We start from the raw sequence: 14,535 nt of genomic DNA on the forward strand, positions 1-14,535 counted from the left end.
ATAACGCCATTGTTCAGATTTTGTCGATAGACAAAATCTTCCAATCAGCGTTTCAACGAGGCGGGAGATATGCGCTCCCGCCTGTTATGATATTAGCCACCCCCACCTATAGAGGGGGGACATCTTCTTCCGAGTTATATACTTTCCCCTTCCTGAACTCGATAGAGGAAAAACGCTAAATCACAACGAATTTTATAAAGAGCATAATTTATTTTTCCAGTGCTGTTCCTCACCTCCATAAAAGCGCCCCCTGCCTCCTGCTATTTCAACTACTTGCACATCCAAACTGCAGATAATCGCAGATGTTTGACAAAAAGAAAGAAATAGTGCTATAATTCTGTCGATGATATGGCAAATAGTTTGCTATGTCATGTAGTTAACATTTTATGAACAGGAGTATGCTTTTTGCGTAAATTTACAAGTGCATTGGAGCTTGTTCTGTAAGCGGAAGGCTTGCAGGACAACTGGGAGCCTCCCGCCCTTAAGCAATATAGACTGATTGCTATGGGAGGCAGAACAATGAATAAGAACAACTATGTGATTCGCAGAGAAATGCCAGCTGACTATGCTATCGTAGAGAATCTTGTACGGGAAAGCTTTTGGAATGTCTACCGTCCTGGATGTGTGGAGCATTATGTGCTGAAGCATTTGCGGCAGACAAAGGAGTTTGTTGCGGAGCTGGATTTCGTACTGGAAAAGGACGGACAGATTATTGGGCAGAATGTCTTTGTGCAGGCAGAGATTGCCTGTGATGACGGTACGATTTTCCCTATCATGACTATGGGGCCTATCTGCATTGCTCCCGAGTGGAAACGGCAGGGCTATGGCAAAATCCTGCTGGACTATTCCCTGGAGCGGGCAGCCGAGTCGGGTTGCAAGGCGGTCTGCTTCGAGGGAAATATTGAATTTTACGGCAAGAGTGGCTTTGTGACCGCTGACTCCAAGGGAATCCGCTACCACGGCTTGCCTGAAGGAGCAGACAGTTCCTTCTTCCTGTGCAAGGAACTTGTGCCCGGCTGCCTGGATTCAGTCAACGGGGAATACGCCACTCCCTCATGCTACTTTGTGGCAGATGAGAATCCTGAGGATTTCGCTCGGTATGAGGCAGGCTTCCCCCAAAAAGAAAAGCTGGTATTGCCAGGACAGATTTTCTGAGGACCAAATAGCAACTAACAAAGATAAGACGGAGCAAACTGCCCCGTCTTATTTTCATGAAGGGAGACATAAAGATGGAAAAAATCGAAACTGCCAGGCTTTGCCTTACATTGGCAAGTGATGGGGAAATGGAACGCGTTATAGCGGCAGAGGCTGATGCTGAGATGAAAAAAGCCTATGGCGAAATGCTGCATGGGGCACAGGAGCACCCGGAGATAAGGGAACTCTATGCCATGTGGCTCATAAAACTGAAGGGAAAACCTGACACTATTATTGGTGATCTGTGCTTCAAAGGGCTGTCCGAAGACGGCATGGTGGAAATCGGCTATGGCGTATCCCCCACCTATGAGCATCACGGCTATGCCACCGAAGCGGTCAGAGCACTAGTTGACTGGGCTGCCAAACGTGAAGACGTAAAATCCATAGAAGCGGAGACCGATGAGAGCAATGCCGCTTCTATGCGGGTACTGGAAAAATGCGGCTTTGCACCCAGGGGGAAACTGGGTGCAGAAGGGCCACGTTTCATCTTGAGATGAATGAAGACATTTCTTAGGCTTGGAAAAGAATTACGCAAGCAGTCCACTGTTTACATACAAAAGTCTTTATGAAATGAGTTTTTCAACACGCCCTATTCACAGAAGCTTCTCGATAGCTGCTGCCATATCAGAGGGATTCGTGGTGGGCTCGAAACGCTCTACTACGTTGCCCTCACGGTCAATCAGGAATTTGGTGAAGTTCCACTTGATGCCGTCCCCTGCCAGTATTTCCGGGAAGTTGTCCTTCAGGACCTCCTCCAGCTTCGCACCAATCGGATGGTTCTTATCGAAGCCCTTGAAGCCCTTCTGTTCCGTCAGATACTTGAAGAGGGGCTGGGCACTTTCACCACGGACATCACCTTTGGCAAAAATCTGGAAGGTCACGCCATAATTGAAGCGGCAGAATTCCTGCACCTCGTCATTGCTGCCCGGATCCTGCTCTGCGAACTGATTGCAGGGGAAACCGAGGATTTCCAGGCCCTGCTCCTGATACTTCACATACAGGTCCTGCAGCTCCTTGAACTGCGGCGTGAAACCGCACTTGCTGGCCGTATTGACGATGATGAGAACCTTTCCCTTGTAATCTGCCAGAGACTTTTCTACACCCTTGCTGGTTTTGGCTGCGAAATCATATACACCCATGATTATTTACTCCTCAATATCCTTAATCTATATCATCACTATCAGAGACCAACTATCTCGTTGATTTTGTCCTTGTCAAAGCCCAGGACAAAATCTTTGTCATTGGCTGTGGTTACCGGTACAGCCATATCACCCGACAGCTTATAGCACGCATTGCGGTCTTCATCGTTTTCCTCGATGTTGTGCTCTTCAAACTCTACATTCTTGCTCTTCAGATACTTCTTCACCTTTTCGCACCAGGGGCAGTCATTGATCGAATATACCTTTACCATTCTGATTTTCCTCCCTGTAATTTGACAATGTATTTTTCGGCCAGCAGGGCTGCAGCAGTGCCATCAGCAGCTGCCGTGGTCAGCTGGCGGATCTCTTTCTCACGGATATCTCCGGCGGCAAAGACACCGGGAATCTTTGTGCGGCAGTCTTCGCCAGCAGGAATGCGTCCGTCCTTCAGTTCAAGTTCTTCTGCAAACAGGCTGGAATTCGGCTCGACACCGATATTGACGAAGATGCCGTCAACGGCAATGCTTGACTCCTGATTGGACTTCTTATCGAAAACATCTATGCTTTCCAAACGACCCTCTCCGTGAAGGGCCTTGATCTCTGTCTCCAGCATCACAGCAGCCTTCGTATTTTCCAGCAGCTTTTGCTGGGAAATCTCATCGGCTCTCAGCTGGGAACGGTGAATGAGGTAAAGCTTCTTCGCATATTTCGACAGGAAGTTGGCAGCATCCACAGCAGCATTGCCGCCTCCCATGACAGCGATGACTTTATCCTGATACATGTGACCATCGCAGAGCTCGCAATAGTGGACACCCTTGTTGGCATACCTGCCTGCTTCTGGCAACGGCAGCTTGCGGCGGTTCATGCCGGAGGCAATGATGACAACATCAGCTTCGTAGATATGCTCATCAGTCTCGACCAGCTTGGGCGTGGACTTCAGCTGCACCCGCTGAATCATGTCAAATTCATCAATCTCAGCGCCAAAGCTTTCTGCCTGTGCCTGCAGGTTACTCATCAGTTCCTTGCCGGAGACCTTGGCGAAGCCCGGATAATTCTCAATGCCTGTCGCATTGGCAATCTGGCCGCCAACGATTCCATTTTCCAGAACCAGGGTAGAGAGGTTCATACGGCCTGCATATAGAGCAGCTGTCAGGCCAGCCATACCAGCGCCGATGATGATGATATTCTTGTGAATCCTTGCTTTTGTCATTCCATGCACCTCCTCAAAAGCTCAGCCATCACAGCTTTTCGAAATCGGTCTGCTGAACTTTTTCCTTTCTGTTTGTCTTACAAGGCTTATTATACGCCTAAATTTAATTTTGTCAAATACAATTTTATAAATTTATATTTGGTCATTGTTTAAATCCTTGGGCTCCCTTTCTGCCTGGCGTTGGCACTCGTTTGCTTCGGATATCCGCTTTCAGTTCACCTACTTGAACTCACCCCCATACACGTTGCATATCTACTCAGAGCTGCAATACTTAATAGCCTGTTACGACTTGCCAACGCCACTACTTTCCTGTAGAATGATATCAATTTATGAAACCATTCCCTTTGCTACCACAGAAAGGACGTAATGCCTGTGCCCATGGCCATCGGCCCTGCCGGCAATTCCTGGCAGGCTCAGCAGATTCCCAAGCACGATGACCTTCAGCAGAAGCTCATTCAGGACCGCAGCAGTTACCGTGAAGAGATTGCCCAGCTTTCTTCCACAGATGAGGATTCAAACCGTGGCCAGATCAATGAGGATTACCAGAAGCTGTCCAGGATCGAGAGCAAACTGGCTCAGATAAGCTCCCAGGATGCTTATAAAAAGCCTCAACTCCCGCCTCCTACCGACGAAGAAATGAACCGCCGCTTCGGCAGCGCCTACAGCGTAGAGATTTCCAGCCTCCAGTCCAGCAAGACACTGACCTCTGCCACCCCGGAACTTGAAACTCATTCCCACCTGTAAGATATTCCAAACATCACATACCAAAAGAGACTTTGAAGACTGCCTCATATCAATGATATGACAGCCTCAAAGTCTCTTTTTATTTACTGTTTGTCACAACCGAAGACTATGCCCGCATCCTTCCTGGCACGCTCGGCGGTTTCCAGTACAACCTGGGACACCTTGAGGCCGGCTTCCATGGCGGCGTAGTCCCTGGCTTCATACAAGGCAGCAAACTCCTTGAACTCATGCACCATGCGGTGGGGATAGCGGTTCAGCTCGTAACGGGTGACGGTCCTGCTGCCGTGTAGGGATACTTCGAAGGCTGCCAGCGCATTGGGCGCTCCCAGCACCCTCAGCCAGCCCTTTTCTCCCTGCATGGTGATGAAGCAAGGACTTTCAGAGTCCTTGGCTCCCAGGGCCACCGCCGTGAAGTCCTGATATTTCAGCAGGAGAGTACCGGAAGTGTCAATGCCGTTGAAACCGATATTTGGCTCATAGGTCACAGCCTGCGGCGCACCAAAGAGGCCGATGATGAAATTCAGATTGTAGATGTTGATATCGTAAAGAGCACCACCGGAAAGCTCCGGGTCAAAGGCTGGCAGCACCTCTCCTTTCAGATACCTGTCATAGCGGCTGGAATACTGGGAGTAATTGGCCATGACCGCCGTGATCTTCCCCAGGTCTGCCAGCCTTTCCCTGATGGCATGGAAATTGGGCAGATGCAGCAGTGTCACCGCCTCGAAGATATAAAGATGCTTCTCAAGGGCCAGCTTCACCAGTTCCTGCACCTCTGCCGCTGTGGAGGCAAAGGGCTTTTCCATGATGATATGCTTGCCCGCCAGGAGGGCTTTTTTTGCATATTCGTAATGCACGCTGTTGGTCAGGCCTACATAGACAAATTCCACGTCCCCGCTGGCCAGCAGCTCGTCATAGTCCGTATATACTTTGGGAATGCCGTACTGTACGGCCAGCCCCTCTGCCACGCTCTTGCTTCTGGGGCGGGCAAAAATGGCCGTGACTTCAATCTCCGGCACCTCCCTGAGGGCTGGCAGTGCCCCTTCCTTCACAATAAATCCCGTTCCCAAAATCGCCAGTTTCATGTCCATTGCCTCCTGCTTTATGTTATCCGCCTGCAAAAACGCTCCTTCAAAATCTATGATGCTCACTTTACCTCAATGCCCAGGACTTTTTCAATGGCTCCCGGCTTTTCCTGGAACAGCTCCAGCACCAGCCCGTCCGGAAGCTGCACCCATTTTTCCGGCTTGCCTTCCATGGGGTGTACCCCCTCATAGGCCAGCATTTCCTGCAGCGCAGCCGCAAAATCCTGCACCACAATGCCCAGATGGTGTCCCCTGCCCGCTGCCGGGTCTTCCGGGGCAGCCACCAGCTGCAGTCCCCCTTTCAGCCATACCTGCTGGAGGTTGCCGTCCTTTTCTTTCCGCCGGGTCTCGGTCATACCCAGCACTGTCTGGAAAAACTTCAGGCTCCAGTCAATATCCGCCACGGTCACCGCCGCATGTTCAAGATAAGATGCTTTCTTTTCCATCATGATCTCCTTATGCAAAAAATATACCTTTTTGCTTATTTCGCTTCCATGAGGCAAAATCCTGCCAGATATCTCCTCACTCCTTGCCGCGTCTGGCCAGCAGGAATACGGTGGCAAGAATCAGAGCCGTCCCCAGCAGGTCCATGACACCGAAGCTGGCCTTCAGGAACAGCAGGGAAAAGACAATGGCCGACAAAGGCTCCAGAGAGCCAAGGATGCTGGCTTCCGCTGGCTGGATGTATTTGATGCTGCCCAGATAACAGCCAAAGGCCACCACGGTGCCAAAGATAATGATATAAGCATAAATAAGACCGGCCAGAGGATGCCAAATGCCCACAAAATTCCAGGGAGGGCACAGGAAAGAAAGGGCCAGTCCTCCCAGCAGCATGCCCCAGCCCACCACCAAGGTCGGCCGCCATTTGCGGATCAGCCGCTTGGGCTGCATGGTGTAGAAAGCCGCCGCCACCGCAGATGCCAATCCCCAAAACAGGGCCAGGGGCGAAATGGATAACTTGTCCAGGCTGCCGTGGGTAACCAGCAGGAAGGTTCCTCCCACGGCCATAGCCACGCAGATGAGTTCCAGATAGCGGGGCAGACGGCGGGCTCTCACAGCTGTATAACCTACGATAAACACCGGCATCAGGTATTGCAGCACCGTGGCCGTAGCCGCATTGCCCGCTTTGATGCAGGCAAAATAGGTGTACTGCACCGCCAGCATGCCAAAAACAGCAAACAAGAGCACTTCCAAGGCATCTTTCTTATCCTGCCAGATCTGGAAGATGCTTTCTCTATAGAGGCAGGCATCTGTCACCAGCAGGATGACACCAGCCAGCAGCATCCGGGACACCACCAGCCACTCCGTGGAAAAGCCGCAATCCTGCAGCAAATACTGCCCGGCCACACCGCTGCCGCCCCACATGGACGCGCCCATACATACCATGAGCAGTCCCTTTTTCCGTTCATCCAATAAAAAGCCACCTCCCATTGTATTCCTTTTATCTTAGCATAACAGAGCTGCTGCAAATTTTGTAGTGTCAAAAGAAAAAGACAACCTACCAGAAAGCTGGCTTAAGGAAGAGAAGCTGGCCCCTGTGGAAAACACGACCTTGACCCGTTCACTTGCTTTGTTGTATCATATATTTACGGAATATTTCAAACTATATATCAAAAGTTTGAGGAGGCAGGACAGCATGAGCATTTTGGAATCCATCAGCCAGCGGCGCACCTATTACCAGATTAACAAGGAGCTTCCATTGGATACCGGGAAAGTCAAAGAAGTAATCCAACAGGCCACAGAGCTGGTGCCGGATGCCTTCAACATGAAGTCGGCGCGTGTTGTCCTGGCCCTGGGCCAGAAACAGGACGAGCTTTGGGATGCGGTCTATGAGGCCTTTGGCGGCAAAGTCCCACGGGAGAAGATTGACAGCTTCAAAGCCGGAGCAGGCACAGTTCTCTACTTCTATGATGAAGACGTGGTCAAGTCCCTGCAGGAACAGTTTGCCCTGTATGCTGCCAACTTCCCCATCTGGGCCCAGCAAGCCAACGGTATGCTGCAATTCACCATCTGGACGGCCCTGCGGGACCTGAACATCGGTGCCAGCCTCCAGCACTACAACCCGGTCATAGATGAAGCTGTAAAAAAACTTTTCCAAGTGCCTGATTCATGGCAGCTGGTGGCCCAGATGCCCTTCGGCGGCATCACCGCCGAGCCTGAGGCCAAGGAAAAGGAAGACATTTCCAACCGCGTGAAAATCTGCGAGTAAAAATAAAGGGTTCAGGACAAGCGCTCTGCAGAGCGTTTCCCTGAACCTTTTTTTATGTCATCTAATCCTTCATCCTCCCCAGCCACTCTGACAGCAGTTTCTCATGCTCAACAATCCGCTTGGCCAAGTCCACTGCCATCTTTTCATCATAAGTATGAGCGGTAAGATTGCGGTCATCTGCCATTTGCAGCGCCTGTTCTGCTTCCTCATCACTGAACAGCCCTACTTCCCGGAGGAGACGGATTACTTTCTTGGGTGAGGCTGCTTCCAGACCCTCCCTGTCCAACAGATAATCCTTGCCGCATTTCCACATGATTTCAAAAGCAAACTCAAAACGCTGAATCAGCCCATCGCGTTCCATTTCCGTGAGGCTGTCCTTGATCACACCTTCATGCAACTTGCCAAGAGCCTTTTCCGCCCCGTCAAAACGCTTCTTCATGCTTTCTTCCATAAGATTCCCTCCCGGCGTATCTCCTCGCAGAGCACCTCTGAGGCGCAGGCCATATCCACTACATCCACCTGATAAGGAATGGTCGATTCCTCCAGCTTCTCACGGAGGTCTGCAATCTTCGCAGAAATATCCCCCGCCGTACCCTCCACAGCTATATCCACATCAGAGCTATGGCGGGCATTCCCCCTGGCCCAGGAACCAAAGAGGTAGATATTGGCTTTCTCGTCTTCCATGGCCTTAAGGGCAAAATCACGGATTCTTTCCAAATAAGCGTTCATCATACCCACCCATTCTCTTTTCAACGTCTAATGAAATCACCTATATTTAACCGGTCTTCTAGCTGAGAAAAGTATAACACAAATTGATGAAACATTCAGCAACAGCCCTCCCCCTCTGCCAGCTTCTCCAAGCACAGTATCATCTGCCCCAGCAGGGCCAGCTCTGACATTTCGTCGTCCCTGATATGCTGCAGGTCTGGCAAGTATTTTTCGGGGATATATTCTGCCAGTTTCTGGCACAGGGCTTCCATATCCGTCACCATCTCACTGCGGACACAGACCAGCTCCGGATCGGTCATAGCGAGAGCTGCCCGGAGGCTTACCTCTATGGTTTCCAGGCTTTTCTTCCTGTCCGTCAGGTGATGCTGATACCATTCCTCTTGGGGCAGAAGGCTGTAGAGCAGATACTTTATTTCTCCGGCGATATTGTGGCTGCCCTGATGTAGCCTGCCGTCCAGCACCAGCCCCATGCCGCAGATGCTGTAGCCCCTGGGCAGGGAAAGGAAGACGATGTTCCTGTATTTATCCTGCTGGGCGTAGAAGCCCAGGGCCGCAGCGTTCACATTGTTGGTGATGACCACAGGCACGCCGTACCTTTCCTCCATATAGCCAGCCAGGTCCAGCTCCGGGTCAATCATGGTGGGGTCCAAGTCAAGGTGTCCCTGCCATACAGAGCCTGGGGTGGCAATGCCTACGATATCATAGGGACCAAAGCGGCAGGCAGCCGTGTCCAGAATATCCTCTATGTCCTTCCGCACGTCCAGACGGCCCTTGATAACCGTCTCAGCCTTGAGGGGCGTCCCCTGCTCATAGAGGCGGTAGGCAATTCTGGTCCTGCCCGCAAAGGGCATCAGCACCAGGGCCAGAATCCTCTCCCTGCTCTTTATCTCTCCCAAAGCCTTGGCAATAGCCCTGTCCTCACTGGTCTGCCGCCACTTATCCATCCCGTCCCGGATAAAGTCCAACAGGGCCGCCACATCATAGCGGGCAAAGATTTTGGCGGGAATCTTCAGCACCAGTTTCTCCGGCAGAAGGGTGCAGGCCGCCTCATACTGATAGGCAATCTGTGGTGCCAGCAGCACGGCCTCGGCTTCCAGCCCCGCTGTCCCCAGCTTTGCCCAGGGCACGGCGCTGAACTCATAGTCAAGGCTCAAAAGCTCTGCCGCCTCCTGCAGCTGCTGGGCAAAATACCCGGTGGTCAGCCCGCCGGTGCAGCAGAGAAGAATCCTGCGGCGCCCCTTGTCCCTGGCCCCTGCAAAGACCTCCCGCATCTCCGCCCAAAGTTCTTTGGCGTGGGCCATGTCCTTCAGCTCGAAGTGCAGGTAGAAGATGCTCTCCCCCCGCGCCCGGCTGGTCACGCTCATTTCCACGATGACCGAAGCCAGCAAATGGAAGCGAATCTCCCCCTGGGCATAAGGGCCGGACAGCTTGATGTCCCCCTCACTTGGCTCAATTTTCCCTTCCGGCAATTCTTCAGCCAGTATGTACTGCCTGTACTCCTCCAGCAAATCTGTGCTGCCTGTCATATCCTCACCCGCCTTTCCTCCATTGTAGAAGAGGGACCGCCAGAAAACAATAAAAAATTGCTGCCATGCGGACAGTTCTTCGATTGACACCTTCTGTTTGCAGTTATAACATTGTAAACATCTGGTACAGAAAGGATTGATTTAATGCATTTTCTGGAAAAAGCAAGTTCTTTTATCTCCAAGTATATGGCGGTATTCGTTATCGCCATCGCGGCTGTTGCACTCTTCGAGCCCCCCAGCTTCAAGTGGGCTGCCCCAAACATCACCATGCTGCTGGGCATTGTGATGTTTGGCATGGGCATGACCTTGAAACTCTCGGATTTCAAGCTGGTGTTCCAGCGTCCCCGGGATGTGTTCATCGGCGCCCTGGCCCAGTTCACCATCATGCCTTTGCTGGCCTATCTCCTTGCCAAGGGCTTCAATCTGCCGCCGGAGCTGGCCGCAGGTGTGATACTAGTAGGCACCTGCCCAGGCGGAACATCTTCCAATGTCATGACCTACTTAGCCCGCGGAGATGTGGCTCTGTCTGTATCCATGACCATGACCACCACTGTGCTGGCTCCTATTGTCACGCCGCTGCTGACCTGGTGGCTGGCAGGCGCCTGGGTGGATATTTCCCTCTCAGCCATGATGATGTCCATTGTGCAGGTAGTCATCCTCCCCATTGTGGCGGGGCTCGTCCTCAATTCCTTCTTTGAATCCCAAGTACAGAAATTCGTCAAAATCCTGCCCTTGATCTCCGTCATTGCCATTGTGCTGATTGCGGGAGGCGTCGTTGCCGTCAGCTCCCAGAAAATCATGGAAACAGGCCTGCTAATCATGGCCGTGGTCATGTGCCATAACCTGCTGGGCTACGGCACCGGCTTCCTGCTGGCCAAAGCCCTGCACATGGATATTGCCAAAGCCAAGGCTGTCTCCATTGAAGTAGGCATGCAGAATTCCGGGCTGGCCACATCCCTTGCCATGCTCCACTTCGGCCCTGCCGCCGCTATCCCCGGCGCCATCTTCAGCGTGTGGCACAACATCTCCGGCTCACTGGCCGCCAACTATCTCTCCAGCCGCAACAGCAGGGAAAAGCAGGAAAAATAACCGCCGCAATAGAATAAATCCTTCGATAATATCTTTGCGACGGGAGATGAGTTCGTTGGAAACTTCGGGAAAAAAAGGCTTCATGAAAGAAGCTGCCATCGGCTGTGTCATTGTCGCCGCCATCCTCTTGCTGGGCACGGTCATCACGGGCAGGAATGCCAGCGAGGACACGGAGACTGCCGTCCATGCGGTGAGCATGATGTATCTTGACGAGCTGGCGGAGCGGCGCGGGCAGGTGGTTTCCTCCACCCTGTCCAACTATGCCGCCAGCATGGATGCCGCCGTCGGCCTGCTCACCCCCCAGGACCTCTCCAGCATCGCGAATCTGCAGGTGTACCAGGCCCGCATGAAGCAGATTTACGGGCTGGAGAAATTTGCCTTCGTGGACAGCGACGGCCTTATCTATACTTCCCGGGGGACACGTACGGATGTGCAGCTTTACCGCTTCGACTACAACCATATTGCGGGAGCGGAAGTCTCGCTGAAAGATGTGGAGGGAGCCAAGAAAGTCATCATCGCCATGCCCGTAGACCGGCTGCCGCTGGAAGGGAAAACCCTGGTGGCCTGCTTCATGGAAATAGACATGAACCGGATGCTGATGAATCTTTCCCTGCAAACAGACAATAAGAACACCACCTTTTGCAATATATACACTCGCCAGGGAGAAGCACTGACGAACATGGTCCTGGGGGGGCTGGCCAGCGAGACGAATCTTCTGGATGCCCTGTCCCACGCGAAATTCAGCGGCGACAAATCTTTCAAGTCGGTGGCGGCGGATTTCACAGAAGGCAGGCCCGGGGTGGCCGCCTTTACCTATGGCAATATCCGGGAAACTCTTTGCTATGTGCCCATCAAGGATACGGACTGGATGATAACCTATCTGGTGCGTGACAGCGTCATCAACGAGCAGATCAGCTCCATTGCCGAGGGGATTGCCAAGCGCAGCTTCCTGCAGTCCGCCTTTACGGCCCTGGTGCTCATGGTGATGTTCGCTGCTCTGTATCTGCAATTCCGCCGGGCTGCAAGGGCCACACTGGAAAAAGAGGTATCTGAGGCCGAGAACCGCGGCAAGCAGCAGGAGCTGGAAGAACAGCTGGCCATGCAGGAGGAGCTCCTGGCCCAGGAACAAGAAAAGGCCCGGCAGGAAAATATCATCAATTCCCTGGCCGCCAATTACCGCAGCGTCTACTATGTGGACCTGGACGCCAATGAGGCTGTCTGCTACCGCAAGGACAATCTGCTGAAGAACTCGCCGGAAGTAGGAGAGCAATTCCCCTTCTACCAGAGATTTGCCTCCTATGCCGAGCAGTCTGTGAGAGAAGAATATCGTTCCGAATTCCTCCGGTGCATCGAGCCGAAGGAGCTTCGCCGCCGGCTGGCGACAGAACCCATTTTCACCTTCCGCTTCCTGGCGGAGCGCGATGGCCAGGAACGCTATGGACAGCTGCGCATTTCCGCCGCCAACACCACGGCGCAGGAGGACGGCACCACCATCCACACTATTTGCATAGGCTTTGCGGACATTGACGCAGAGATGCGCGAGTCCCTGCAAAAGAAAAAAGAGCTGGAAAACGCCCTGCAGGCAGCGGAGGACTCCGGCAAAGCGGCAGAGGCTGCCAACCAGGCGAAAACCGCCTTCCTCTCCATGATGAGCCATGAGATAAGGACCCCCATCAACGCCGTCATCGGCATGAACGAGATGATCCTGCGGGAAAGCCATGACGAGAACATCCTGAACTATGCGGAAAACGCCCACGCCGCCTCCATGAGCCTGCTTTCCATCATCAATGACATCCTTGATTTCTCGAAAATCGAGGCCGGCAAGATGGATATCCTGCCTGCAGAGTATGCCCTGCCCTCCCTGGTAAACGACCTGGTCAATCTGGTGCGCCTGAGGGCAGAGGAGCACGGGCTGACCCTGCACGTCAAGGTAGACCCCGAAACGCCCCATATCCTGTTTGGCGACGAGATCCGAATCAAGCAGATTATCACCAATATCCTGACCAATGCGGTGAAATATACAGAGAAAGGCTCTGTGTCCTTCTCCGTAGGCTTCCATCAGACGGCCCAGGACGAAATCGCCCTGGACGTGTCCGTAACAGATACGGGCTGCGGCATCCGGGAAGAGCAGATGGACCAGCTTTTCGCCGCCTTTGACCGTCTGGACGGGGAAAAGACACGGAAAATCGAAGGAACCGGGCTGGGCCTCAACATCACCCAGCAGCTCCTGACCATGATGGGCAGCCATCTGGAAGTGCGCAGCGTGTTCGGCAAGGGCTCCACGTTCTCCTTCTCCCTGCCCCAGAAGGTAGTGAACTGGGAAGGTGTGGGTGATATCAATGCCGCCATGAAGCGTATTGAGAGGAAAAGGCTTCGCCGCAATGCTGGCTTCGTGGCTCCCACCGCGCGCATCCTGGTGGTGGATGACGCCCCCATGAATATAGCGGTCATTTCCGGCCTGCTGCGCCGCACGAAGATTTTCGTGGATACGGCCTCCGGGGGTGAGGAGTGCCTGGAGAAATTCGGCGCGAACCAGTACGACCTGGTTTTTCTGGACCATAGGATGCCGGGCATGGACGGCATGGAAACCCTGAAGGAGCTGAAGCGCCTTTATCCGGGCAAGAGCGAGGAAACGCCCATTATCTCTCTGACAGCCAATGCAGTTTTCGGCGCGAAGGAAGAATACCTGGCCGCCGGTTTTTCGGACTACCTCTCCAAGCCGGTCATGCCCTATGCGCTGGACGCCATGCTTTTGAAGCATTTGCCTGCAGACAAGCTGGTGTTTGACTCGGCAGACACAGAGGAGGCGGAGGAGACGCAGCTTCCCGACTGGCTCAGTGATATCCCGCTGATTTCCCCCCGCCGGGGCATCGAGTTCTGCGGGGGCCAGCAGGAATACCTGGACGCCCTGAAGCTTTTCGCCGCTTCCATCAAGGAACGGGCTGACGAACTGGAAAAGCTTTATAAACAACGGGACTACAAGGGTTATACGATAAAAGTCCACGCCCTGAAGAGCATGGCAAAATCCATCGGCGCCTCGGAGCTTTCTGAGCTGGCGGCAGAAATGGAGGAAGCGGGCAAGAAGCATGACCTGGCTGCCCTCACTGCAGGGGCAGAGGTGCTGCTCTCCCTCTATCGCAGCCTTGACGAGCCGCTGAAACAGCTCTCGGAAGAACAGCCCCAGCAGGCAGGCAGCGGGAAGACAGCCAAGGAACCCGCCCCCCACCAGCAGCGCAGCCTGCTCCTGGTGGATGATGACGAGGACTTCCTCGCCATGATGACCCGCTGGCTCAAGAAGGACTATGATGTGACGGCAGTGGGTTCCGGAGAACAGGCCCTGGCATATCTAAAAAAGGAGCAGCCCGACCTGGTGCTGCTGGATTACGAGATGCCGGACATGGACGGCTCCGTGGTGCTGGAAAAAATCCGCATGATGCCTGACTGCCAGAATGTGCCGGTAATGTTCCTGACGGGAACGGAAGACCAGGACAACCTCAAGAAGGTCGAGGAGCTCCACCCTGCCGGGGTCCTCATCAAGGCCCTGGGAAAGAAAGAGCTGCTGGCGGGGATTGCGGCGTTCTTCGGTAATACAGATTGAAGCAAAGGAGTGTGT

15 protein-coding genes are annotated in these 14,535 nt (G+C 53.2%); 6 read left to right on the forward strand and 9 right to left on the reverse strand.

Annotated elements, in window-relative coordinates:
• The first annotated feature begins 519 nt into the window (after positions 1-519).
• Together P159_RS0115265 and P159_RS18815 are read left to right on the forward strand one after the other, a co-directional pair.
• On the forward strand, positions 520-1,155 hold the full coding sequence (locus P159_RS0115265; RefSeq protein ID WP_029545430.1) for an N-acetyltransferase: 636 nt from the start codon (positions 520-522) through the stop codon (positions 1,153-1,155).
• A gap of 74 nt (positions 1,156-1,229) precedes the next feature.
• Positions 1,230-1,691 (forward strand): GNAT family N-acetyltransferase, encoded by a 462-nt coding sequence (locus P159_RS18815; RefSeq protein ID WP_029545432.1) that lies wholly within the window; start codon positions 1,230-1,232, stop codon positions 1,689-1,691.
• 96 nt (positions 1,692-1,787) lie between these two features.
• Here P159_RS18815 and P159_RS0115275 read toward each other — a convergent pair whose 3' ends face one another.
• Genes P159_RS0115275 through P159_RS0115285 form a run of 3 tightly spaced genes read right to left on the reverse strand, consistent with a single transcriptional unit; the run spans position 1,788 to position 3,543 of the window.
• Positions 1,788-2,333: a glutathione peroxidase gene (locus P159_RS0115275; RefSeq protein ID WP_029545434.1), complete on the reverse strand. Its 546-nt coding sequence runs from the start codon at positions 2,331-2,333 to the stop codon at positions 1,788-1,790.
• A gap of 41 nt (positions 2,334-2,374) precedes the next feature.
• Complete coding sequence (locus tag P159_RS0115280; RefSeq protein WP_029545436.1) at positions 2,375-2,605, reverse strand: glutaredoxin domain-containing protein; 231 nt, start codon at positions 2,603-2,605, stop codon at positions 2,375-2,377.
• Positions 2,599-3,543 carry an FAD-dependent oxidoreductase gene (locus P159_RS0115285; RefSeq protein ID WP_029545438.1) on the reverse strand — a complete coding sequence of 315 codons (945 nt, stop codon included), beginning with the start codon at positions 3,541-3,543 and terminating at the stop codon, positions 2,599-2,601. Before P159_RS0115285 ends, P159_RS0115280 begins: the two co-directional genes overlap by 7 nt.
• 372 nt (positions 3,544-3,915) lie before the next feature.
• Here P159_RS0115285 and P159_RS0115290 point away from each other — a divergent pair, with 372 nt between their 5' ends.
• Entirely contained in the window at positions 3,916-4,287 is a 372-nt protein-coding gene (locus P159_RS0115290; protein WP_185753765.1) for a hypothetical protein, read from the forward strand.
• 83 nt (positions 4,288-4,370) lie between these two features.
• Here the strand turns inward: P159_RS0115290 and P159_RS0115295 are convergent, their stop codons facing one another.
• The 3 genes from P159_RS0115295 to P159_RS0115305 form a co-directional block, all read right to left on the reverse strand.
• The gene (locus tag P159_RS0115295; RefSeq protein WP_029545442.1) at positions 4,371-5,369 is read right to left on the reverse strand and encodes a Gfo/Idh/MocA family oxidoreductase; all 999 of its coding nucleotides are present in this window, start codon (positions 5,367-5,369) and stop codon (positions 4,371-4,373) included.
• 62 nt (positions 5,370-5,431) lie between these two features.
• The gene (locus P159_RS0115300) at positions 5,432-5,815 is read right to left on the reverse strand and encodes a VOC family protein (protein ID WP_029545444.1); all 384 of its coding nucleotides are present in this window, start codon (positions 5,813-5,815) and stop codon (positions 5,432-5,434) included.
• A 76-nt stretch (positions 5,816-5,891) separates the two neighbouring features.
• Positions 5,892-6,782, reverse strand: a complete 891-nt coding sequence (locus P159_RS0115305) for a DMT family transporter (protein ID WP_029545446.1) — start codon at positions 6,780-6,782, stop codon at positions 5,892-5,894.
• A 223-nt stretch (positions 6,783-7,005) separates the two neighbouring features.
• On the opposite strand from P159_RS0115305, the gene P159_RS0115310 reads away from it, so the two are divergent.
• Positions 7,006-7,578, forward strand: a complete 573-nt coding sequence (locus P159_RS0115310; RefSeq protein WP_029545448.1) for a nitroreductase family protein — start codon at positions 7,006-7,008, stop codon at positions 7,576-7,578.
• A 61-nt stretch (positions 7,579-7,639) separates the two neighbouring features.
• Here P159_RS0115310 and P159_RS0115315 read toward each other — a convergent pair whose 3' ends face one another.
• From P159_RS0115315 to P159_RS19610, 3 genes are all read right to left on the reverse strand, one after another.
• Positions 7,640-8,029 carry an HI0074 family nucleotidyltransferase substrate-binding subunit gene (locus P159_RS0115315; RefSeq protein ID WP_318253606.1) on the reverse strand — a complete coding sequence of 130 codons (390 nt, stop codon included), beginning with the start codon at positions 8,027-8,029 and terminating at the stop codon, positions 7,640-7,642.
• Positions 8,014-8,310 (reverse strand): nucleotidyltransferase domain-containing protein, encoded by a 297-nt coding sequence (locus tag P159_RS0115320; RefSeq protein ID WP_037377070.1) that lies wholly within the window; start codon positions 8,308-8,310, stop codon positions 8,014-8,016. Before P159_RS0115320 ends, P159_RS0115315 begins: the two co-directional genes overlap by 16 nt.
• Positions 8,311-8,402: 92 nt before the next feature.
• The gene (locus tag P159_RS19610; protein WP_051650403.1) at positions 8,403-9,833 is read right to left on the reverse strand and encodes an ROK family protein; all 1,431 of its coding nucleotides are present in this window, start codon (positions 9,831-9,833) and stop codon (positions 8,403-8,405) included.
• A 144-nt stretch (positions 9,834-9,977) separates the two neighbouring features.
• Here P159_RS19610 and P159_RS0115330 point away from each other — a divergent pair, with 144 nt between their 5' ends.
• Entirely contained in the window at positions 9,978-10,922 is a 945-nt protein-coding gene (locus tag P159_RS0115330) for a bile acid:sodium symporter family protein (RefSeq protein ID WP_029545456.1), read from the forward strand.
• Positions 10,923-10,977: 55 nt separating this feature from the next.
• Positions 10,978-14,520, forward strand: a complete 3,543-nt coding sequence (locus P159_RS19615; RefSeq protein WP_051650404.1) for a response regulator — start codon at positions 10,978-10,980, stop codon at positions 14,518-14,520.
• Positions 14,521-14,535: the final 15 nt, after the last annotated feature.

Origin of the sequence: Selenomonas sp. AB3002, assembly GCF_000702545.1 — a bacterium.
Taxonomy (GTDB): domain Bacteria; phylum Bacillota; class Negativicutes; order Selenomonadales; family Selenomonadaceae; genus Selenomonas_B; species Selenomonas_B ruminantium_A.

Bases quoted from the DNA above. Each gene is read 5' to 3' on its own strand.
- P159_RS0115320 (WP_037377070.1), bottom strand. From the start codon at position 8,310: ATGATGAACGCTTATTTGGAAAGAATCCGTGATTTTGCCCTTAAGGCC.
- P159_RS0115265 (WP_029545430.1), top strand. From the start codon at position 520: ATGAATAAGAACAACTATGTGATTCGCAGAGAAATGCCAGCTGACTAT.
- P159_RS0115280 (WP_029545436.1), bottom strand. From the start codon at position 2,605: ATGGTAAAGGTATATTCGATCAATGACTGCCCCTGGTGCGAAAAGGTG.
- P159_RS19610 (WP_051650403.1), bottom strand. From the start codon at position 9,833: ATGACAGGCAGCACAGATTTGCTGGAGGAGTACAGGCAGTACATACTG.
- P159_RS0115330 (WP_029545456.1), top strand. From the start codon at position 9,978: ATGCATTTTCTGGAAAAAGCAAGTTCTTTTATCTCCAAGTATATGGCG.
- P159_RS0115285 (WP_029545438.1), bottom strand. From the start codon at position 3,543: ATGACAAAAGCAAGGATTCACAAGAATATCATCATCATCGGCGCTGGT.
- P159_RS0115295 (WP_029545442.1), bottom strand. From the start codon at position 5,369: ATGAAACTGGCGATTTTGGGAACGGGATTTATTGTGAAGGAAGGGGCA.
- P159_RS0115275 (WP_029545434.1), bottom strand. From the start codon at position 2,333: ATGGGTGTATATGATTTCGCAGCCAAAACCAGCAAGGGTGTAGAAAAG.
- P159_RS0115310 (WP_029545448.1), top strand. From the start codon at position 7,006: ATGAGCATTTTGGAATCCATCAGCCAGCGGCGCACCTATTACCAGATT.
- P159_RS0115300 (WP_029545444.1), bottom strand. From the start codon at position 5,815: ATGGAAAAGAAAGCATCTTATCTTGAACATGCGGCGGTGACCGTGGCG.
- P159_RS0115315 (WP_318253606.1), bottom strand. From the start codon at position 8,029: ATGGAAGAAAGCATGAAGAAGCGTTTTGACGGGGCGGAAAAGGCTCTT.
- P159_RS18815 (WP_029545432.1), top strand. From the start codon at position 1,230: ATGGAAAAAATCGAAACTGCCAGGCTTTGCCTTACATTGGCAAGTGAT.